This is a genomic window from Sphingomonas sp. PSPC2-2 (genome assembly GCF_049897725.1).
Taxonomy (GTDB): domain Bacteria; phylum Pseudomonadota; class Alphaproteobacteria; order Sphingomonadales; family Sphingomonadaceae; genus Sphingomonas.
Genome location: NZ_JAFCWU010000001.1, coordinates 580,249 through 598,998 on the forward strand (window position 1 = coordinate 580,249; position 18,750 = coordinate 598,998).

24 protein-coding genes are annotated in these 18,750 nt (G+C 63.9%); 8 read left to right on the plus strand and 16 right to left on the minus strand.

The window, feature by feature from the left end; translation table 11 throughout:
- Window positions 1–33: 33 nt before the first annotated feature.
- Complete coding sequence (locus ACP7BY_RS02835; protein ID WP_033964472.1) at window positions 34–306, minus strand: hypothetical protein; 273 nt, start codon at window positions 304–306, stop codon at window positions 34–36.
- A gap of 179 nt (window positions 307–485) precedes the next feature.
- On the opposite strand from ACP7BY_RS02835, the gene ACP7BY_RS02840 reads away from it, so the two are divergent.
- Together ACP7BY_RS02840 and ACP7BY_RS02845 are read left to right on the plus strand one after the other, a co-directional pair.
- Window positions 486–1,778, plus strand: coding sequence for an ectonucleotide pyrophosphatase/phosphodiesterase (locus ACP7BY_RS02840; protein ID WP_033964479.1), 1,293 nt, complete (start codon window positions 486–488; stop codon window positions 1,776–1,778).
- A 38-nt stretch (window positions 1,779–1,816) separates the two neighbouring features.
- Complete coding sequence (locus ACP7BY_RS02845; RefSeq protein ID WP_033964471.1) at window positions 1,817–2,278, plus strand: MaoC family dehydratase; 462 nt, start codon at window positions 1,817–1,819, stop codon at window positions 2,276–2,278.
- On the opposite strand, the gene ACP7BY_RS02850 is transcribed toward ACP7BY_RS02845, so the two are convergent.
- The 5 genes from ACP7BY_RS02850 to petA form a co-directional block, all read right to left on the minus strand.
- The gene (locus ACP7BY_RS02850; protein ID WP_033964477.1) at window positions 2,275–2,661 is read right to left on the minus strand and encodes a hypothetical protein; all 387 of its coding nucleotides are present in this window, start codon (window positions 2,659–2,661) and stop codon (window positions 2,275–2,277) included. The two genes, ACP7BY_RS02845 and ACP7BY_RS02850, sit on opposite strands and share 4 nt — an antisense overlap.
- A 95-nt stretch (window positions 2,662–2,756) precedes the next feature.
- On the minus strand, window positions 2,757–3,293 hold the full coding sequence (locus tag ACP7BY_RS02855) for an adenine phosphoribosyltransferase (protein ID WP_033964470.1): 537 nt from the start codon (window positions 3,291–3,293) through the stop codon (window positions 2,757–2,759).
- 100 nt (window positions 3,294–3,393) lie between these two features.
- The gene (locus ACP7BY_RS02860) at window positions 3,394–4,212 is read right to left on the minus strand and encodes a cytochrome c1 (RefSeq protein WP_033964469.1); all 819 of its coding nucleotides are present in this window, start codon (window positions 4,210–4,212) and stop codon (window positions 3,394–3,396) included.
- Window positions 4,213–4,227: 15 nt separating this feature from the next.
- Complete coding sequence (locus ACP7BY_RS02865) at window positions 4,228–5,535, minus strand: cytochrome b (RefSeq protein ID WP_033964468.1); 1,308 nt, start codon at window positions 5,533–5,535, stop codon at window positions 4,228–4,230.
- Between the two features lie 10 nt (window positions 5,536–5,545).
- Window positions 5,546–6,118: a ubiquinol-cytochrome c reductase iron-sulfur subunit gene (gene petA / locus ACP7BY_RS02870; protein ID WP_033964467.1), complete on the minus strand. Its 573-nt coding sequence runs from the start codon at window positions 6,116–6,118 to the stop codon at window positions 5,546–5,548.
- 189 nt (window positions 6,119–6,307) lie between these two features.
- Between petA and ACP7BY_RS02875 the strand changes: the two genes are divergently transcribed.
- From ACP7BY_RS02875 to ACP7BY_RS02885, 3 genes are all read left to right on the plus strand, one after another.
- Window positions 6,308–6,757 (plus strand): tRNA (cytidine(34)-2'-O)-methyltransferase, encoded by a 450-nt coding sequence (locus ACP7BY_RS02875; RefSeq protein WP_033964466.1) that lies wholly within the window; start codon window positions 6,308–6,310, stop codon window positions 6,755–6,757.
- 65 nt (window positions 6,758–6,822) lie between these two features.
- Entirely contained in the window at window positions 6,823–7,662 is an 840-nt protein-coding gene (gene hemF, locus ACP7BY_RS02880; RefSeq protein ID WP_033964465.1) for an oxygen-dependent coproporphyrinogen oxidase, read from the plus strand.
- A gap of 15 nt (window positions 7,663–7,677) precedes the next feature.
- The gene (locus tag ACP7BY_RS02885) at window positions 7,678–8,268 is read left to right on the plus strand and encodes a GNAT family N-acetyltransferase (RefSeq protein WP_033964463.1); all 591 of its coding nucleotides are present in this window, start codon (window positions 7,678–7,680) and stop codon (window positions 8,266–8,268) included.
- On the opposite strand, the gene ACP7BY_RS02890 is transcribed toward ACP7BY_RS02885, so the two are convergent.
- Window positions 8,241–8,978 (minus strand): hypothetical protein, encoded by a 738-nt coding sequence (locus tag ACP7BY_RS02890; protein WP_137903117.1) that lies wholly within the window; start codon window positions 8,976–8,978, stop codon window positions 8,241–8,243. The two genes, ACP7BY_RS02885 and ACP7BY_RS02890, sit on opposite strands and share 28 nt — an antisense overlap.
- Entirely contained in the window at window positions 8,975–9,814 is an 840-nt protein-coding gene (locus ACP7BY_RS02895) for a hypothetical protein (RefSeq protein WP_171010582.1), read from the minus strand. The genes ACP7BY_RS02890 and ACP7BY_RS02895 overlap by 4 nt, the downstream gene beginning before the upstream one ends.
- A gap of 128 nt (window positions 9,815–9,942) precedes the next feature.
- On the opposite strand from ACP7BY_RS02895, the gene lipB reads away from it, so the two are divergent.
- The 3 genes from lipB (at window position 9,943) to ACP7BY_RS02910 (ending at window position 11,828) form a co-directional block, all read left to right on the plus strand.
- Window positions 9,943–10,629, plus strand: coding sequence for a lipoyl(octanoyl) transferase LipB (lipB, locus tag ACP7BY_RS02900; RefSeq protein ID WP_033964461.1), 687 nt, complete (start codon window positions 9,943–9,945; stop codon window positions 10,627–10,629).
- Window positions 10,630–10,718: 89 nt separating this feature from the next.
- Window positions 10,719–10,976, plus strand: coding sequence for a hypothetical protein (locus ACP7BY_RS02905; RefSeq protein ID WP_033964460.1), 258 nt, complete (start codon window positions 10,719–10,721; stop codon window positions 10,974–10,976).
- A gap of 177 nt (window positions 10,977–11,153) precedes the next feature.
- Window positions 11,154–11,828 (plus strand): hypothetical protein, encoded by a 675-nt coding sequence (locus tag ACP7BY_RS02910; RefSeq protein WP_126847034.1) that lies wholly within the window; start codon window positions 11,154–11,156, stop codon window positions 11,826–11,828.
- A gap of 19 nt (window positions 11,829–11,847) precedes the next feature.
- Here the strand turns inward: ACP7BY_RS02910 and queE are convergent, their stop codons facing one another.
- The 8 genes from queE to ACP7BY_RS02950 all read right to left on the minus strand — a co-directional run bounded on the left by queE (window position 11,848) and on the right by ACP7BY_RS02950 (window position 18,738).
- Window positions 11,848–12,480 (minus strand): 7-carboxy-7-deazaguanine synthase, encoded by a 633-nt coding sequence (gene queE, locus ACP7BY_RS02915; RefSeq protein WP_033964459.1) that lies wholly within the window; start codon window positions 12,478–12,480, stop codon window positions 11,848–11,850.
- Window positions 12,481–12,484: 4 nt separating this feature from the next.
- Complete coding sequence (queC, locus tag ACP7BY_RS02920; RefSeq protein WP_033964458.1) at window positions 12,485–13,183, minus strand: 7-cyano-7-deazaguanine synthase QueC; 699 nt, start codon at window positions 13,181–13,183, stop codon at window positions 12,485–12,487.
- 160 nt (window positions 13,184–13,343) lie between these two features.
- Window positions 13,344–13,772 (minus strand): DUF3617 domain-containing protein, encoded by a 429-nt coding sequence (locus ACP7BY_RS02925; protein WP_033964457.1) that lies wholly within the window; start codon window positions 13,770–13,772, stop codon window positions 13,344–13,346.
- A gap of 92 nt (window positions 13,773–13,864) precedes the next feature.
- Entirely contained in the window at window positions 13,865–14,788 is a 924-nt protein-coding gene (locus tag ACP7BY_RS02930) for an Hsp33 family molecular chaperone HslO (protein WP_033964456.1), read from the minus strand.
- A 137-nt stretch (window positions 14,789–14,925) separates the two neighbouring features.
- Window positions 14,926–15,843 carry an ornithine carbamoyltransferase gene (argF, locus tag ACP7BY_RS02935; RefSeq protein WP_033964455.1) on the minus strand — a complete coding sequence of 306 codons (918 nt, stop codon included), beginning with the start codon at window positions 15,841–15,843 and terminating at the stop codon, window positions 14,926–14,928.
- A 48-nt stretch (window positions 15,844–15,891) separates the two neighbouring features.
- Complete coding sequence (locus tag ACP7BY_RS02940) at window positions 15,892–17,085, minus strand: aspartate aminotransferase family protein (RefSeq protein WP_033964453.1); 1,194 nt, start codon at window positions 17,083–17,085, stop codon at window positions 15,892–15,894.
- A gap of 109 nt (window positions 17,086–17,194) precedes the next feature.
- The gene (locus tag ACP7BY_RS02945) at window positions 17,195–17,893 is read right to left on the minus strand and encodes an efflux RND transporter periplasmic adaptor subunit (protein ID WP_033964452.1); all 699 of its coding nucleotides are present in this window, start codon (window positions 17,891–17,893) and stop codon (window positions 17,195–17,197) included.
- Window positions 17,890–18,738, minus strand: a complete 849-nt coding sequence (locus ACP7BY_RS02950; protein ID WP_126847024.1) for an ABC transporter permease — start codon at window positions 18,736–18,738, stop codon at window positions 17,890–17,892. The genes ACP7BY_RS02945 and ACP7BY_RS02950 overlap by 4 nt, the downstream gene beginning before the upstream one ends.
- Between the last annotated feature and the right edge of the window lie 12 nt (window positions 18,739–18,750).

Sequence of the window (18,750 nt, forward strand, 5' to 3'; positions counted from 1 at the left end):
GCCGCCACTTCGCCCTTGCTGCAGGCAATCGAGTCAGTCGACTGCCTTGCGCTGGTCGCGGCGGTCGGCGCTGGCGATCACCTGGACGCAGCCTTCGGCCGCTGGTGCCGGAGCCAATTGCGTCTTGCCCGAGAGATGGATCGGGGCGGCGCGCTGCTCGCACCCGCGCTTGATCGGGTGGTAGGTTACCGCCGGGATTTTGCCCACGGGTGCCCAACGCATTTCATGCGTATCGGAAAGCGATTGCGCGGCGGCGGGGGCAGCGGCAAGCGTCATCGCAAGCGCGGCATATTTCAGCAAAGACATGGCAAATTCCTCAAAGCGTCAGGCGGATGAGGAAATATTTAGGGAGCCCACCTTGCCACCCGCTGTCCGCATTGTGACAAAGCATGTCCGGGGCCTCGTGGGCGGGGTGCAGGGCCACCCTATGCCCAGGCGCTATGTGCTGTCATAGCGCCGACGCAATTCTATCGCAGGGGATGCACATGCGCTGGACAACCCGGATCTTCGCCGCCGCCTTGTGCGCCGCCCTGCAGGCATGCGTCACGGCCCCCATTTCAGGCCCCAAGCCAGCGACCGTCGCGCAGACGGAAACGCGCGCGCCGGTCACCATTCTCATCTCGATCGACGGTTTCCGTCCCGATTACCGTGCGCGCGGGGTGACGCCCAATCTCGATGCGCTGGCGGCAAGCGGCATCAGCGCGGCGATGCGCCCGTCCTTCCCGTCCAAGACTTTCCCCAATCACTGGACGCTCGTCACCGGGCTGCGGCCCGATCGCAACGGCATCGTGTCGAATTCGATGGAGGATGTCGCGCGGCCAGGCGTGACCTTCACGATGGAAAATTCCAAGGACCCGTTCTGGTGGAACGAAGCCGAGCCCTTGTGGGTCACAGCCGAGCGCAGCGGAGTGCGCAGCGCGACGCTGTTCTGGCCGGGTTCGAACGTCGCCTGGGGCGGCACGACGAAAGGTGGCCATGGCGACCCGACCGGCGGCGTCCGGCCTGAGGATTGGTGGCCGTTCGACATGGCGGTGCCTGGCGAGCAGCGCGTCGCGGGCGTGCTCGACTGGCTTCGACGTCCCGCAGCCACGCGTCCGCGCTTCCTGACGCTCTATTTCGATACCGTAGACAGTGCGGGGCACACTTATGGTCCGGATGCCCCCGAAACGACTGCGGCGGTCGCAAAGGTCGATGCGCAGATCGGCGCGCTGGTCTCCGGACTGAAAACCCTCGGCCAACCTGCCAACATCGTCGTCGTCGCGGACCATGGCATGGCCGGGACCAGTGCAAAACGCACCATCGCGATGGACACCGTCGCCAACCCCGCCGATTATCGCCAGTTCGAGGCCGGTCCGTTCGCCAGTTTCTACCCCGTGCCCGGCCATGAGGTCGCACTGGAAAAGGCGCTGCTCGGCCACCACGCGCATTATGACTGCTGGCGCAAAAGCGAGATCCCGGCGCGGCTGCATTACGGCACCAACCCGCGCATCCCGCCCTATTTCTGCCTGGCCGAAACCGGCTGGCTGCTCAACAAGACCGCGCCAGCCGCCGATGCGCATGATGGCGGCACGCATGGCTATGATTCGGCCGCGCCGGAAATGGCGGCGCTGTTCATTGCCAACGGCCCGGCGATCAAGCCGCTGGGTACGTTGCCCGCCTTCGACAATGTCGATGTCGCACCGCTGATTCGCGACCTGCTGGCGCTGCCCGCCGGGGCCAATCTGGACGGTGATGATGCGCCGTTCCGGGCGGCGCTGCAGCCAACCCATCGCAACTAGGGGCTTGCCTTTGCCGCCACCGCGCTGGACACTGGGGCATGCACTATTTTGAAGATATCGTGGTCGGAGAGAAAGCCTCGTTCGGCCATTATGTGGTGAAGCGCGACGAGGTCGTCGCCTTCGCCAAGGCCTATGACCCGCAGCCGTTTCATCTATCCGATGAAGCGGCCGCGCAAACCCATTTCGGGCGGCTGTCGGCCAGCGGCTGGCACACCTGCGCGATGACGATGGCGATGCTGGTCGAGCAGTTCAAGGTGACCGAGCAAGCCGGGCTGGGCTCGCCTGGGGTAGACGAGCTGCGCTGGCTCAAACCCGTTTATCCGGGTGACACGCTGCGCGTCGAAACCGAGATTATCGAGAAGCGCGCGTCGCAGAGCCGCCCGGAAATGGGCAGCTTTCGCAGCAAGGTGACCGTCTTCAACCAGGACGACGTGGCGGTGATGACCTTCACCTCGATCGGGCTGATTAGAACGCGCCCGGCCGACGGATCCGACGCTTAGCGGTGGCCGCGGCCACCGCGCCCACCCGGAGCGCGGCCGGAACCAGGCCGACCTTGCACGCCATAATCGCGCCACATCGGCCGGATTTCGCGGCGGTCATTGTGCCAGCGCTGCGTGCGGCCTTGCCAATAGCCGCGCTGGTCCGGGTTCCAGCGGTGGCGGACATTGGAGCGATCGTAAACGTAATAGCCCGAGCCCGGATAATAATAATCGCCATACCAGCCCCAATAGGGGTCAGCGCGATAGCCGCCATAATAGGGGTCCCACGCGCTGGCGCCGTAGCCGACCGACACGCCCGAATAGCCGTAATCCTCGGCACAGGCGGAAAGCCCCCCCAGCGAAACGAGGGCGGCAGCGGCGAGCGAGAGTTTCATGACGGACATGGCGGCGAGTCCTTGAAGGAGGTCGCGCCCTTTGGGCTGGCGCGGCGTTGTCCAATCAACCCCGCTCGCCAGCCTTTGGTTCCTCTCGCCCGCGCTCAATGGCCGGGGAAGGCGATCAGCGAATCAACCGCAATCCCATCGGCGCGCAGTGCATCCGCACCGCCCAGGTCGGGCAGATCGACCAGGAACTGCGTCTGCTCGACCACCGCGCCCGCCTTGCGCAGCAGCCGCACCGCCGCGCGCGCGGTGCCGCCGGTGGCGATCAGATCGTCGACCAGCAGCACGCGCTGCCCCGGCACCAGCGCGTCCTGATGCATGGCGATACGATCGGTGCCATATTCGAGCGCATAATCCTCGGCAATGGTTGCGCCGGGCAGCTTGCCGTCCTTACGGATCAACAGCACGCCGGCGTTCAGCGGCGCGGCGAGAGCTGCTGCAAAAATGAAGCCGCGTGCCTCGATCCCGGCGACCAGATCGACCGGGCCGCGCGTGGCCGCTGCCATCCGCGTGATCGCGCTGGCAAAACCCGCAGCATCGAGCAGCAAAGTGGTGATGTCGCGAAACTGGATGCCGGGCTTTGGGAAATCCGGGATGGTGCGGATCAGCGCCTTCAGATCGTCATTCTCGGCCATAGCATCCTCGTCGCCCCGGAGCCGCTCGGCCCGGGTGGGAACCGCCGCCCCGCACCGCGCGGAGCCGCCCCGACACCAGGGCCGGGGCGACGTCCATGGCTCAGTGCTTGATATCGCGCCAGATGTTTTGATACGCGCCGTACGCCAGGATGCAGAAGAACAGCAGGAAGCCGAGCACCGCCAGACCGTAAGCGTGCCGCGTCGGCAGGTTTGGCTCGGCAGCCCAGGTCAGGAATGCCGCGACGTCCTTGGCATTCTGATCGACGGTCGATTTGGTGCCGTCGAGATAGGTGACTTGCCCATCCTGCGACAGCGGCGGCGGCATCGCGATGTTGAGGTTCGCGAAATACGGGTTGAAGTACAGCCCGTCCGGCACCTTGGCATCGGGGAATTTCTTCAACAAAGCGGCCGGTTGCGGTCCATAGCCGGTCAGCAATGAATAGACATAGGCCGGGCCGTCATGCCGCGCCTTGGTGATCAGCGACAAATCTGGCGGATTGCCGGTGCCGGGATAATAAACGGTCGGGAAATAATCCGATGGCAGGTTCGGGCGCTCGGTGGTGTCGCCCGATTTCGGATCGAACTGCTTGGCCTTGACCGACCAGTCCGCCGCGAACTTCTTCACTTGCGCGGGCGTATAGCCGAGCTGAGTCAGGTCGCGGAAAGCGACATGTTTCAGCGAATGGCAGTTGGCGCAGACTTCCTTATACACCTGCAGCCCGCGCTGGAGCTGGCGCTGGTCATAGGTGCCAAAGAAGCCGTTCGATGCGAGCTCGACCTCCTTGGGGTGGAGATGGAATTCGTCGACCGCCGTCGGAGCCGGGGGATCGGTGACGACCCCCTGGATCGACCAGAACAGCGCCCAGGACAGTACGGCAACGAAGCCGGCACCGATGAGAATTGCGATTGCGCGAACCATTGCTCGTAATGCCCCTTATTCGGCCGGGACCGCGCTACCGCTGAGTGCGGTATGCGCCGGTGACGTGCCACCCTTCTTCGCCAGCACCGCCTCGGTGATCGAGTTTGGCAGCGGCGTCGGGCGTTCTGCCCGCGAGATGATCGGGATGATGATCAGGAAGTGCGCGAAATAATAGGCCCCGCTGATCTGGCTGATGATGACATAAAGCGGCGTCGCAGGCGAACCGCCACACCAGCCGAGCACCAGCACATCGGCCACCAGCACCCAGAAGAAGATGCGATAGAGCGGACGATAATTGGCCGAGCGCACCGGCGACGAATCCAGCCAGGGCAGGAAGAACAGCAGCAGGATCGACCCGAACATCGCCAGCACGCCGAGCAGCTTTGCCGGAATGCCGATGAAATCGACCGTGAAGGCGCGCAGGATCGCGTAGAACGGCCAGAAATACCATTCGGGCACGATGTGCGCCGGGGTCTGCAGCGCGTTGGCCGGGATATAATTGTCCGGGTGGCCAAGGCTGTTGGGCGCGAAGAACAGGAGTGCGGCAAAGATGAACAGGAACACGCCGAGCCCGAAGCCGTCCTTGGCGGTGTAATAAGGGTGGAACGGAACGGTGTCCTGTTCGCCCTTCACGTCGACGCCGGTCGGGTTGTTCGAACCCGGAATGTGCAGCGCCCAGATGTGCAGGATGATGACCGCAGCGATCACGAACGGCAGCAGGTAATGCAGCGAGAAGAAGCGGTTGAGCGCAGCGTCATCGGGGGCATATCCCCCCAGAAGCCAGATGCGGATGGTGTCGCCCACCACCGGGATCGCCGAGAAGAAGCCGGTGATAACCTGCGCACCCCAGAAGCTCATCTGCCCCCAGGGGAGCACATAACCCATGAACGCCGTCGCCATCATCAGCAGGAAAATGACCACGCCGAGCAACCAGATCATCTCGCGCGGGGCCTTGTACGATCCGTAGAACAGCCCGCGGAAGATGTGGATATAGACCACGACGAAGAACATCGAGGCGCCGTTGGCATGCGCATAACGCAGGAACCAGCCGCCATTCACGTCGCGCATGATATGTTCGACCGAGTCGAACGCCACGCCGCCATTGGCGGCATAGTGCATCGCCAGCACGATGCCGGTGACGATCTGGATGGCGAGTGCCGCGCCCGCGAGCACGCCGAAGTTCCAGAAATAATTGAGGTTGCGCGGCACGGGATAGCCCGCGCCGACCGCGCCATAAACGAACCGGGGAAGCGGCAGCCGCTCATCGATCCACTTGGTGAAGCCCGATTTCGGCTCGTACTGCTTGGCCCAGGGGAAGCTCATATCTCTATCCTCAACCCACCGTAACCGTCGTTGGCGACGTGAATTTATACTCCGGCACGAACAGGTTCTTCGGTGCCGGTCCTTTGCGGATGCGCGCCGCCGTGTCGTATTGCGAACCGTGGCAGGGGCAGAAATAGCCACCGAACTGGCCGCGATCCTCGCCGCTGGTAATGCCCTGCGGAATACAGCCGAGATGCGTGCAAACGCCCAGCGTGATCAGCCAGTTCTTCTGGCCGCGCGTGCGTTGTGCGAGCGTTTCGGGGTCGCGCAGCGTCTTGATGTCGACCTTGTCGGCCTCGGCGATTTCGGCCGGGGTCAGGTTGCGGACGAACAGCGGCTGCTTGCGGAAGGAGGTAACGATGCCCTGCCCCGCTTCGATCTTCGACAGATCGACGTCGGTGGTGGATTGCGCCAGCACGTCGGCCGAGGGGTTCATCTGGTTGATCAGCGGCACCACGATCGCGATCCCGCCGACACCCGCAGCCGCAACGGCCGCGATGTTCAGAAAGTCGCGGCGGCGTGGTTCGCCGTCATGATGGGGTTCATTCTGCCGGGGAACTTCCAGGGTGTTTCCGCTTGCCATTCACTTGCCCTTGTACTTCGCGCACCGTGTCGAAACACGGCACGACGAAAAATCCGACAACGCCACCCTCACAAGAACGACGTGTGGGTCACGCCTGAACGCCCTCCCTCTGCTGGGGAAGCTTGAGCGTTCTGTTAGACGGCGCGACGGTGTTTTGCCAACAGCATTTTCGGAGTAGGGACGCTGGTTATGCGTATTGCTCTGTACCAACCCGAAATTGCCGGAAATGTCGGTGCCATTCTGCGCCTCGGCGCGTGCCTGGGAACCCCGGTGGATGTCATCGAACCGACCGGCTTCACCTGGAGCGAGAAGGCGCTCGCCCGGTCCGGTATGGATTATGCCGGGGTCGTGGATGTCCGTCGCCACCTCGACTGGGCGGCGTTCGAGCATCAGGTGCCCGGGCGAATCGTTCTGCTGACCACGCGTGGCGGCGTGCGCCTCGACGCGGCGGTTTTTCAGTCGGACGACGTTTTGCTGATGGGCTCCGAAGGAAGCGGCGTGCCAGATGCGGTGCACGCCCGCGCGGATCTGGCGGTCCGCATCCCGTTGGCAGAAGGGATGCGGTCGCTCAATATTGCGGTCGCAACCGGTATCGCGCTGAGCGAGGCCCTGCGCCAGACCAACGGCTGGCCCGCGTAACACCCGTGCGAACACGCGAATAAGTGATCTCGACTTGGCCGTCATCCCTCGCCACAACATCCCCGATGGACCTGGACCAAGAACAAACCGCCGCCCGCCACTGGTTCGAGCATCTGCGCGACCAGATCTGCGCCGAATTCGTCGCGATCGAACGTGAAGCCGGATCGGAGGCGAGCTTCGAATATACACAGTGGGACCGCGCCGACCCCAGCGGCGGCGATGGCGGCGGCGGCGTGCGCGGCGTGATGAAGGGCAAGGTGTTCGAAAAGGTCGGCGTCAACGTCTCGACCGTCGGCGGCACCTTTGAGGGAGAGTTCGCCAAGTCGATCCACGGCGCGGCGGAAGACCCCAGCTTTTTTGCCACCGGCATCAGCCTCGTTGCGCACATGGCTAACCCCCATGTGCCCGCAGTCCACATGAACACGCGCTTCCTGGTCACGACCAAGCGCTGGTTCGGCGGCGGGGCCGATCTCAACCCGCCGATTCCCTATGGCGAAGACACCGCCGAGTTTCACGCGGCGATGCGCGCGGCGTGTGATGCGCATGGCGACGATTATTATGCGCGCTATTCGAAATGGGCCGAGGAGTATTTCTACATCCCCCACCGCAAGGTGCATCGCGGGGTCGGCGGCATTTTCTGCGACCATCTGGAGGGGGATTTCGCCGCGAACTTCGCCTTTATCCAGGACATTGGGCGCGCCTTTCTGGACGTATATCCGCAAATCGTGCGACGCCGGATGAACACGCCCTTCAACGCCGCCGACACCGCGCAAATGCTCGAATGGCGCGGTCGCTATGCCGAGTTCAACCTGGTGTACGATCGCGGCACGCTGTTCGGGCTGAAGACTGGCGGCAATATCGATGCGATCCTGATGAGCTTGCCGCCGCTGGCAACCTGGTCCTGATGACGGGGCGCTAAGATGGGGTTGATCGCGGTTCGCGACGATGAGGTGGCGACCATCGTCACCACGCTGGAAATGCGGCAGCGCCCGCCGCTACGCCCGCTGCCCGCCTCCCCGATGCGGCTGGTAGCGTGGGAAGCGCCGAGCTTAGACGCCTATCGCACGCTGTTCCGCCGCGTCGGGGCACCATGGCTGTGGTTCTCGCGGCTGGTGATGGACGATCGGACGCTCGGCGCGATTCTCGCCGACCCCAACGTCGCGATCCATGCCGTGGTCGACCGCAGCGGAATCGAGGTCGGGATGCTCGAACTCGATTTTCGCGAAGCCGGCCAGTGCGAGATTTCCTATTTCGCGCTGGTGCCCGAACTGGCGGGCAAAGGGCTCGGTCGCTGGCTGATGGCGGAAGCGCTGGCACGCGGATGGCGCAAGGGGATCGATCGGGTGTGGGTCCACACCTGCACGCTCGACCATCCCTCAGCGCTCAACTTCTATCGCGCGCAAGGATTCGTCGCGATCAAGCGGGCGATCGAGACCTTTCCCGATCCCCGCATCACTGGGCATCTGCCGCCCGATAGCGCGCCTCAGATTCCGCTGCTCAACCGCCGATAAAGCGCGATCTCGATCAGCACCGCCGCAACGGTGCCGAGCGTATGCCCCCCGGCGATTCCTGCATCGAGCACGGCAGCCACGACCGGATTGGCCATCGGCGCGCCATCGAGCGCAGTGCCAAGCAGCTCGAAGGGCAGCGCGATCAAGCGCCCCCCCAGCAACGGTACGAACGCCAGGCCCATCAGCACCAGGCCATTGCCCCGCGTCAGCGCAAAGCTGCGCCGCCACGCCGCGAACACGCCGATCGGTCGCTCCCCGACGAAGACGGGCGAAACCGGCAGCAACCGTCCCTTGAGATACAGCCCTGGAAAGACCAAGATCGAGCCGATGCTGACCGGCACGCTGACAGCCAGCGCCAGCAAGAGATAGTGCGGCAATAACGCGCCCGCCTGACCGAGCGCGCCGCTCACGGTCGGGCGCGCTCGGTCGATATACACGACGAACAGCGCCAGCACCCCGAACAGCGACAGCAGGCTGAGCACGATCACCAGCAACTCATATTGCTGGCCCCATACGCCAAGTTGCTTGAGCCAGAGATCCGCCGACGTCTGATCCACGACCGCCGGTGGAGCGGGCGCGGGAGCGACATAAATGGCCCCCGCCAGATCGGGAATGAACAAGAAGACGCCCGCTATACCGAGCAGCAGTTCGGAATCCCGCTTGGCCATCGCCCAGGCATCGCGAAGGATGCCTGCCACATTGAGTTTCATGAAACCTCGACGATCGCCTCACGCGCATCACGCGCCGCAAGATAGAGTTTGGCGACGAACGCGACCGCCAGCAGCGAAAAGATCGTCGACACGGCGGCCACAGCGATTTGGGTCAACACGGTCGCAACGCTCAACTGCCCCTCACCGCCGATCAGCAGCCCGAAGACCGTGCCGAACACCAGCTTGGCCGCAGCGGAAGCAACCCATGATACGCAGCCATACAGCAACACCACCCCCATGACCTTCCAAGTGATCCTGCGCGTGAGCACGAAAGAGCGCGCGTAAACGCCGAGCCCGCGCCGCTCCATCACGATGATCGGCGTGGCCAGCACAACAAAGCGGGCATAGCCCCAGAACAAGATCAGGCACAGCAACAGGGTGTAGAGCGAGCCGAAGGTCAACGCGCCCTGATTGACCTCGCCTGACGGGGGCTTTCCTGCCGCCAAGGCGGCCATGTCGACGCCGCTCAGCGCAAACGCGATGAAAATCGGCGCGGCGAGCAGCAGCACGACGAGCAAGGTGACAAGCCCAACTCCGATCACCGGCAACAACCGTCGATTGGCCACGCGCACCGCCCCGCCACGCCCCGCCGCCGGATCGAATGCGAGCGCGGTGATCGCCACCCCCGCCCAGCTCGACACCAGCGACAGTGCCAACACCATCAGGCCAAGCGCAAGATCAGCAGGCTGCCCGCCAGTCCCCATCAGCGGCATCAGGCTGCCGATCAGCGTGAGCGGCACGAAAATGCCGAACAGCACGAGCGGCGTGAGCGCGGCCAGATTGTCGCTGAGAAATTCGGCCGTACGGTCCCACACGGTGCTCATCGTCGCGATCACGTCTCTAGTCTCCCCGGATCCAACGACATGATATTGCCGCGATCGGGCGGTAGCGCAATGCTCTGCCGCCCGCCACTCCCTGCAAACCCTCCCTTGCGCGGCGGGCCCAGCTACGCCATTTCCGGGGCGTGACTTTCAGGACTGACGACATCGAATGGCGCATAACGCCAGACCCGGTTCCCTATGAGGTGGCGGTCGCCGAAATGGAAGCGCGCGCCGCAGCGATCGCTGCGGGCACAGCGCGCGAAATGGTGTGGTTGCTGGAACATCCCCCGATCTACACCGGCGGCACCAGCGCCGACCCGGCCGAGCTGCGCGACCCGCATTTTCCGGTTGTGCAGACCGGGCGCGGCGGCCGCTACACCTATCACGGGCCCGGTCAACGCATCGGCTATGTTATGCTCGACCTCAACCGGCGCGGACGCGACGTTCGGCAGTTTGTCCACGCTCTGGAAGGCTGGGTGATCGCGGCGTTGGGAGATCTGGGGGTTGCGGCGTTTCGCGCACCAGGACGCGTGGGCATCTGGACCAACATCCCCGATCTGGCCAACGATGGCGGTATGGCCGAGGCCAAGATCGGTGCGATCGGCGTGCGCGTGCGGCGCTGGGTGACGCTGCACGGGTTTTCCGTCAACCTTTCGCCAAACCTTTCACATTTCAGCGGAATTGTGCCCTGTGGCTTGGCCGACTATGCGGTGACGAGCATGGAAATGCTGGGACTTCCGACCGATTTTGAAACTTTTGACGCGGCGCTTGCGTTGCGATTCGCAGCGTTTCTGCAAACTCATTCTTCTACGGCAGAAAACTGGGCTTGAGGGGCGCGCCGATCCGGACTAATGTCCACCACGGTTTGGGTATTAAAGGTCTCGAGGCCAACCAAATCCATTATCTAGGGAGCTTTCCAATGCGTGCACTCATTTCCAAGGTCGCTGCTGGTTCGATGATCGCTGTTGCTGCGATCGCCATTTCGGCATGCACCCCGAAGACCGAAACGACGACGACCGACAACACGATGGTCACCGATCTGAACTCGACCGACACGATGACCACCAACGACACGATGACGTCGACCGACGGCGCGATGGCAAACGACGGTGCGATGGTTTCGAACGACACCATGACCACCAACACCACGTCGACCACGACCACGAACAAGATGTAATTCTTCCCTTTCGGGAAAGATTGTATCGAAGGCCGTCCGGGCGACCGGGCGGCCTTTTCGATTCCGCCGTTCGATACACCGCATTTGCGGGTAGCCTCGCGCTGCAGGATGCGCGATTAGGGTTGGGGCGCGCGAAAAAACGCCGTAATTGCAAAGTGTGTGAACGAGAGGCTTCGAATGACTGTGTTGCGTACCCTTGCCGTGCTGGCCGCTGTCGCGAGTGCCGCACTTGCTGGCCCCGCCTCGGCCCAATTCTTCTTCCAGTCGCATGACATGAGTGGCCCGCCGGCGCGCGGCGACGAGCCCGGCCTGCCATCGTTGCCAGGCGCGACAGAAGACGAAGTCCGCGCCAATCTGGTTTGGAACCTGCGCTCCGCGCTCAACGTCGCCGCGTTGCAGTGCAAGTTCGAGCCGTCACTGCTGACGCTCCAAAATTACAATATCATCCTTGAAAATCACAAGGACGAGCTGAAAAAAGCATATGAAACGGTGAACAAGTATTTTGTTCGCACCAACAAGGGCGCGAAGGTCGGCATCTCCGCGATGGACCGTTACGGCACCCGCACCTATTCCGCCTTTACCACGGTCGCCGCGCAATATGGCTTTTGCCAAACCGCCAGCGCGATTGCCACGCACGCCGCCTACGCCCCGCGCGGCACGCTGTACAAAGTGGCGATCGCCGAGATGAACGCGTTGCGCAACGCGTTGGTGCCGTGGGGCGAGGAGCGTTTCTCCCGCCGCGTGCGCGTCGACACCCGCCTGGCAATGCCGCGCCTGGACTCGATTTGCTGGTCGAAGCGGAACGAATGGGTTGCCAAGAAGTGCGGCCCGTTCGAACTGACCTACCGCTAAGGCGGCCTTCGACGCTGGGTCAGCGTAGGCCCAGCGTCTTGTGCGCTTGCAGCGTCAGCCGCCATTTGGGCCGCGCCATGACAAGGTCGATCGCGGCGGCGTGATTGGACGCTGCATCGACGCTATCGAGCGGCTGCACCAGGTGATGCGCAAACGCCCATTGCTCCAGCGCGGCGACATCGGTTCCTGGCTGGGGCCAGACCAGCTTCAACTCATCGCCGCTTTGCTGGACAACCATGCTGTCCGCCTTGGGGCTGATGCACACCCAGTCGATTCCCGGATGGACTGGCAGGGTGCCGTTGCTCTCGATCGCGATCTCGAACGCGGCACCGTGCAACGCCTCGATCAGCGCATCGTCGATCTGGAGCATCGGCTCGCCCCCGGTCAGCACGACGAAGCGGCTGTCGGCACCGTGGCCCCAAAAACGCTGCACCGCCTCCGCCAAGGCCGCGGCATCGGCGAATTTGCCACCGCCAGCGCCATCGGTTCCGACGAAATCGGTATCACAGAAGCGGCACACTGCGGTCGCGCGATCCTGCTCGCGTCCCGACCACAAATTGCACCCGGCAAAACGGACGAAGACGGCGCGACGCCCAGCCTGTACGCCCTCCCCCTGGAGCGTCAGGAACATCTCCTTGACGGCATAGGACATCGCGTCAGACCGCGTAGCCGGTCGGATCCGGCAGGCCGGCTTCCTCAAATCCCTTTTTGCGCAGTCGGCAGCTGTCGCAGGTGCCGCAGTGCAGGCCACCTGGGGCGGGATCATAGCAGGACCAGCTTATCCCCGCGTCCAACCCGAGCCGCGCCGCCTCGCGCGCGATGTCGGCCTTGGTCATGTGCTGCAGCGGCGCATGAATGCGAAAGGGACTGCCCTCGACCCCGGCCTTGGTTGCCAGTTCGGCCAAGCCTTCGAACGCGGCAATAAATTCCGGACGGCAATCGGGGTAGCCCGAATAATCCAGCGCATTGACCCCGATGAACAGGTCGCGCGCGCCCGCCGCCTCCGCCCATCCGAGCGCAAGGCTGAGGAAGATCGTATTGCGCGCCGGCACATAGGTGATCGGAATGCCCGGCTGTACGCCGTCCTTCGGGACCGCGATATCGTCGGTCAGCGCCGAGCCGCCAAATGCCGCGAGATCGAGCGGCAGCACCACATGGCGCACTGCGCCGAGCGCATTGGCGATGCGTCGGGCCGATGCCAATTCCATTCGGTGGCGCTGATTATAATCAACCGAAAGCGCGAGCAAACGATAGCCCTGCTCGCGCGCCAGCGCTGCGGCCACCATCGAATCGAGGCCACCCGACACCAGCACGACTGCCAGCGGGGCGACCGAAGAGGTCTGTTCCAATGTCATGATGCAAGGGAGTTAGTCACCAACCCCGCATTGCGCAAGCAGCGCATAAAAAACGGGCCGCCCGAAAGCGACCCAGGGGTTCCCCTAAGGGGGCGAATTGGGAGAAACGCGTGCCATAAAATGCACGCGTGATGTATATCGGGAGACTCTAAAGACCGGCTTAACGCGCCGTGCTGGCACCGGGCGGGCACGCCCCGATGCGGCGTGCCTCGTAATGATAATCGAATGGCGCGCCGCTGACGATCCCTTGCGTGTCCAAATTGAAGGCGCGCGGCGTCGAAATCTTGAACGTGGTGCGGCCGTGACCGTTGCCCGGGCAAGTATAATGCACGGTGGCCAGATCCGGCTCGTTATCAATGATGAAGCGCTGACACTGCCCCGCACTGTGTCCATATTGGATCAGAACCGTCGGATCGGCAATGCACAGCGTTCGAGCGGCCGAATCGGTTCCCAGTTCCTTGATCTGCCATTGGCCGGGCTCGATCCGGGCAACCGCCGTCAGAGTTGGCCCGGCGGTCGGGGCCGCCGCGATCAGCCCGCCAACCATCAACGCCGCAACCACTGCGCGCGCGACCTTCGATATCGCCATTCGATCCAACCCCGCTCGGCCCCGGGCAGAGCCTACCCAGGTTCGCCGCTATCGTCACGTAATTGGGGTTCCGCGCGCAAGTTTCAATGCGGCTACGGAACGATTTCCGCTGCCGCCTGCACCGGGAACTTACGGGCGCAAAAGGCACAATCGACAAAGATCGTGCCAGTTTCGTCCGCCATCGCGCGCTGTTCCTCGGGCGGAAACTTGCCGAGCACTTGCGCGATATATTCGGGCGAGCAGCGGCAACCGCGAACGATGGCGGTGTCGCCATAGAGCCGCACTGTCTCCTCTTCGTTGAACAGCCGCCATACCAGCGTCTCAAGCGGAATTGCGGGGTCGGAGAGCTCGTCCGCCTGAATGGTCTGCCCGAGGATCGCGACATGCTCCCATTCGGGATGGTCGAGCCGGGTGTGCAGCCGGTCCCGTCCGACCTCGCCCTCCGGCAGATGCTGGAGCAGCAGGCCGCCGGCGAATCGCTTGCCGTCCTTCCCCTTGCCTCCACAATCGATGCCGACGCGGACGAGCGTTGGGATCTGTTCGGACTGCAGGAAATAATGCTCGGCGGCCGCGCTCAGCGAATCGCCGTCGAGCGGGACGATGCCTTGATAGCGTTCGCCCGTCGTCGCCTGATCGAAAGTGATCGCGAGATAGCCAGCGCCAAACAGCGCGAACAGGCTTGGGTTCTCCGGGGCGGATGCCAGCCGTTCGGCATCATATTGAACATAGCCGCGCAGTTCGCCGCCTTTGTAGTCGCACACCAGCAGGGTTACGATTCCCGACTGGGTTTGCGCCTGCATGGTGAGCTGGCCTTCGGCATCCTTGAGCGTCGAGCCAATCAATGCGGCCAGCGTCAGCGCCTCCGCCAGCAACGCCTCGATCGGTGCGGGATAAGCGTGGGCGTCGAGAATCGTGTCGAGCACCGGGCCGAGTCGCACGACCCGACCGCGCGCGTGGCGCGCCGGGATGGTGAAGCCGAGGGCGCGGTCGGAGTCGGTGGTGCGAAGGTCGTCCATATAAAATCCGTTCGGGCTGAGCCTATCAAAGCCCTGCTCTCCCCGCACGACCATCGTGGATAAGGAGGGCCCTTCGACAAGCTCAGGGCGAACGGACTTGCGTGTCAGCGCCTTACATAAGGCTCAACCGGCAGCGATCAACCGATCTGGCCAAAGCACCAGCGCAGCACCGACTTTTGCGCGTGCAGCCGGTTCTCCGCCTCCGGCCAGATCAGCGATTGCGGTCCGTCGATCACCTCTGCCGTCACTTCCTCGCCGCGATGCGCGGGCAGGCAGTGGAGGAACTTCGCGTCGGGCTTGGCGGTCGCCATCAGCGCGGTATCGACCTGATAGGGCAGCATCGCCTGCAACTTGGTCTCGGCATGCGCCTGCCCCATCGAAATCCAGGTATCGGTGACGATGATATCCGCACCCTCCACCGCTTCGCGCGCAGTGCCGACCACGCGCGCGCGGCCCTTGCCCAGCGCGACATCGCTCTCGGGTGGCATAAAGCCTTGCGGGCACGCCGCGACCACATCGAACTGCATCAGCCCGGCCGCCTCCATGATCGAGGCAAGCACGTTATTGCCGTCGCCCAGCCACGCCACCTTCAGCCCCGGCAACGGCTTGCCCGCTTCGATGATCGTCAGCAGATCCGCCATGATCTGACAGGGATGCGAATTATCGGTCAGGCCGTTGATGACCGGCACGGTCGCATACTGCGCCATCTCCTCGACCTTGGCATGGTCGTCGGTGCGCAACATGATCGCATCGCAATAGCCCGACAGAACGCGTGCGGTGTCGGCGACGGTCTCGCCCCGACCAAGTTGGGTCGTGCCCGAGTCGAGCACGACGCTGGAGCCACCCAGCTGACGAATCGCCATGTCGAACGACACGCGTGTGCGGGTAGAATTCTTTTCGAACACCATCGCCAGCGTGTGCCCGGCGAGCGGGGCATCGGCATCGGGCTTGCCCTTGGGCCAACCCGCACGCGCCGCCTTGCGATCGAGCGCATCGGCCAGCATCGCCGCGATACCATCCGGGCCAGCATCGGAGAGCGAGAGGAAGTGGCGCATCTCAGATCCTCCCCGTTCCGGGGAGGATCTTCACCCCATTTACCCCGCTCATGCCGTCGCCACCGCATAGTCGCGTGCGCCGTCGCTCAACTTCTGCACGAACTCGGCGATGTGGCTTTCCTCGATCACCAGCGGGGGCAGCACGCGTACCACATTCTCGCCCGCCGCGACCGTCAGCAGGCCGTGATGGTCACGCAGATGCCCGACGAAATCGCGTGCGACCGCCGCATCCTTCAGCTTGATCCCCAGCATCAGGCCCATGCCGCGAATGCTGTCGAACAGATGGTCGTGATTGGGGATCATCTGCTCGATCGAGGCGCGCAACCGGTCGCCCATCGCGGTTACGTGATCGAAAAAACCGGGTTCGAGCATCACGTCGAGCACCGCCTCGCCCGCCGCCATGGCCAGCGGGTTGCCGCCATAGGTCGATCCGTGCGTGCCGAATACCATGCCCTTGGCCGCTTCCGCCGTCGCCAGGCACGCGCCCAGCGGGAAGCCTGCGCCAATGCCCTTGGCCGACGAAAGGATGTCAGGCGTGATGCCGTAATGCTCATACGCCCACATCTTGCCGGTACGCCCATAGCCGCACTGGACCTCGTCCAGCACCAGCAACAGGCCGTGTTCGTCGCACGCTTTGCGCAGACCCTGGATGAACGCCTGCGTGCCAGCGGACACGCCGCCCTCGCCCTGGATCGTCTCGACCATGAAACCCGCAGTCGTATCGTCGATCAGCGCGAGCGCCGCGTCGAGATCGTTGAACGGCGCATATTTGAAGCCGGGCAAAAGCGGCTCGAACCCGTCGCGCATCTTGGGCTGGTTGGTTGCCGAGATCGCCCCCATCGTCCGCCCGTGAAAGGCGTTGTTGAAGGTGATCAGCGTCGTGCGCTGCGGATTGCCATTGGCATAATGATAGCGCCGCGCGGTCTTGATCGCGCATTCCACCGCTTCGGTGCCCGAATTGGTGAAGAACACCGTGTCGGCAAACGAGCTGTCGACGATGCGCTGCGCCAGATGCTCGCCCTGCGGGCTGCCATACAGGTTCGACACGTGCATCAGCGTCGCCGCCTGGTCGGCAATCGCCTGGACCAATTTGGGATGGCCGTGGCCGAGCGCGTTGACCGCGATCCCCGCCGCGAAATCGAGATAGCGTTCGCCCTGCTCGCCAATCAGGTAGCAGCCCTCGCCGCGCACCGGGCGCACGCCGCAACGCGGGTACACGGGCATCAAAGCGGGGGTCGACACAGGCGCTCTCCTTAAAAAGCAAAAGGCGACCCACACGGTCGCCCGAAACGCGTTTTACGGTGCTGAACGCCCGAGTGCAACACCGCGCGACTCGGGTTGCGGGCACAGTTTATTGCGGGCCGATCGGCGCGATCTTCATGCCGTCCTTGAGCGTGTCTGCGCGCGACAGCGCCACCCACTCGCCCAGCGCCAATCCGCTGAGCACGCCGATCCCTGCGGGCGTCTCATCCCCGAGCGTGATCCGCCGCAGATGCACGCGTGATGTGGCAAGATCGACGACATAGACCTGCGCCATCGTTCCCTGCCGCGCGAATACCGCGCTGGGCGGCACGGCGAGCAACCGCGTGCTCGTCCCGCTCGCGATGATGCTGGCGGTGCCAGCCTGGCCCACCTTCAACCGCGCATCATCGGGCAGCGCGATCTCGACCGCTACCGCGCCCGCCGGATCGGGATGCGCCGCGATCGCAATCACGCGACCGACGACAATATCCTCGCGGAACGCGGCGAAAGTCATCTTCGCGTTCGCGCCCAGCGTCACGCGCGCGGCATCGGCGGCAGGCAAAGCGAGGCGAAGATAATGGCTTGCTGCGCCCGCCCGCACGCGCGTGCCGGGCGAAACCGGCTGGCGTTCGCGCAGCGCGACCGTGCCCTTGCCGGTCACGGTCGGCACGACGATCGTACTTCCCGCCTGTGCGATCCGGACGGAGGGCTCCTGGGGTGCCTGACGGGCAGCAACGGGTTGCGACGCGGGTTTGCTGCAGGCCGCCAGCGCCAGTCCCAGCGCCAGCACCGCCCACCGGCGGGTCAATTCTTGATCTTCCAGCCCGAACGCAGCAACGCGTAGCACGCCACCGCCAGCACCACGTCGATCGCCAGCACCACGATGCTGCCAATCAGGATCGGCGAATCGGCAGTGCCGAGGAAGCCGTAGCGGAAGCCCGAGATGATGTAGAAGAACGGGTTGGCATGGCTGACCGCGCGGAAGGCGGGTGCCAGCTTGTCGACCGAATAGAAGGTGCCCGACAACAGGCCGAGCGGGGTCACGATGAAATTGGACACTGCGGCTGCATTGTCGAACTTGTCGGCCCAGATCGAAGTCAACACGCCAAGCAAGGCCAGGAACATCGTGCCGAGCAACCCGAACCAGGCAACCGCCCAGAAATGCACCGGAATCAGGTGGATGCCATAGAGCAGCATCGCCAGCCACACCCCGACCCCAACCAGCAGCCCGCGCGTCATCGCGCCCGCGACCAGCCCGGTCAGCAATTCCAGCGTCGACAGCGGCGGCTGCAGATAATCGACGATCGTACCCTGAATCTTCCCGACCATCAGCGAAAAGCTCGCATTGGCGAAGGCCGGGCCCATCATGCCCTGGCTAATGATCAGTCCCGGCGCGATAAAGTCGCCGAAGGGAATATCGATTCCGCCAACCGCGACCGGCCGCTTTGCGCCCGTTGCGACCGTGAAAACCACCAGAAACAGCAAGGTTTGGATCGCGGGCGCCCAGATCGTCTGCAGCTGCACCTTGAAGAAACGGCGCACCTCCTTGATATAGAGCGTTCGAAGGCCGCCCCAATTGACGTTCCGGAAGACCGGAACGCCCGGAGCGTTCATCATTGTGGAAATTTCGCCGATTGGGGGCTGGCTGCTCATGGTGCTGTCGCT

Excerpts from the sequence above, each read along its gene's own strand:
- ACP7BY_RS02835 (WP_033964472.1), bottom strand. The coding sequence starts at position 306 with ATGTCTTTGCTGAAATATGCCGCGCTTGCGATGACGCTTGCCGCTGCC.
- ACP7BY_RS02840 (WP_033964479.1), top strand. The coding sequence starts at position 486 with ATGCGCTGGACAACCCGGATCTTCGCCGCCGCCTTGTGCGCCGCCCTG.
- ACP7BY_RS02845 (WP_033964471.1), top strand. The coding sequence starts at position 1,817 with ATGCACTATTTTGAAGATATCGTGGTCGGAGAGAAAGCCTCGTTCGGC.
- ACP7BY_RS02850 (WP_033964477.1), bottom strand. The coding sequence starts at position 2,661 with ATGTCCGTCATGAAACTCTCGCTCGCCGCTGCCGCCCTCGTTTCGCTG.
- ACP7BY_RS02855 (WP_033964470.1), bottom strand. The coding sequence starts at position 3,293 with ATGGCCGAGAATGACGATCTGAAGGCGCTGATCCGCACCATCCCGGAT.
- ACP7BY_RS02860 (WP_033964469.1), bottom strand. The coding sequence starts at position 4,212 with ATGGTTCGCGCAATCGCAATTCTCATCGGTGCCGGCTTCGTTGCCGTA.
- ACP7BY_RS02865 (WP_033964468.1), bottom strand. The coding sequence starts at position 5,535 with ATGAGCTTCCCCTGGGCCAAGCAGTACGAGCCGAAATCGGGCTTCACC.
- petA (WP_033964467.1), bottom strand. The coding sequence starts at position 6,118 with ATGGCAAGCGGAAACACCCTGGAAGTTCCCCGGCAGAATGAACCCCAT.
- ACP7BY_RS02875 (WP_033964466.1), top strand. The coding sequence starts at position 6,308 with ATGCGTATTGCTCTGTACCAACCCGAAATTGCCGGAAATGTCGGTGCC.
- hemF (WP_033964465.1), top strand. The coding sequence starts at position 6,823 with ATGGACCTGGACCAAGAACAAACCGCCGCCCGCCACTGGTTCGAGCAT.
- ACP7BY_RS02885 (WP_033964463.1), top strand. The coding sequence starts at position 7,678 with ATGGGGTTGATCGCGGTTCGCGACGATGAGGTGGCGACCATCGTCACC.
- ACP7BY_RS02890 (WP_137903117.1), bottom strand. The coding sequence starts at position 8,978 with ATGAAACTCAATGTGGCAGGCATCCTTCGCGATGCCTGGGCGATGGCC.
- ACP7BY_RS02905 (WP_033964460.1), top strand. The coding sequence starts at position 10,719 with ATGCGTGCACTCATTTCCAAGGTCGCTGCTGGTTCGATGATCGCTGTT.
- ACP7BY_RS02910 (WP_126847034.1), top strand. The coding sequence starts at position 11,154 with ATGACTGTGTTGCGTACCCTTGCCGTGCTGGCCGCTGTCGCGAGTGCC.
- queE (WP_033964459.1), bottom strand. The coding sequence starts at position 12,480 with ATGTCCTATGCCGTCAAGGAGATGTTCCTGACGCTCCAGGGGGAGGGC.
- queC (WP_033964458.1), bottom strand. The coding sequence starts at position 13,183 with ATGACATTGGAACAGACCTCTTCGGTCGCCCCGCTGGCAGTCGTGCTG.
- ACP7BY_RS02925 (WP_033964457.1), bottom strand. The coding sequence starts at position 13,772 with ATGGCGATATCGAAGGTCGCGCGCGCAGTGGTTGCGGCGTTGATGGTT.
- ACP7BY_RS02930 (WP_033964456.1), bottom strand. The coding sequence starts at position 14,788 with ATGGACGACCTTCGCACCACCGACTCCGACCGCGCCCTCGGCTTCACC.
- argF (WP_033964455.1), bottom strand. The coding sequence starts at position 15,843 with ATGCGCCACTTCCTCTCGCTCTCCGATGCTGGCCCGGATGGTATCGCG.
- ACP7BY_RS02950 (WP_126847024.1), bottom strand. The coding sequence starts at position 18,738 with ATGAGCAGCCAGCCCCCAATCGGCGAAATTTCCACAATGATGAACGCT.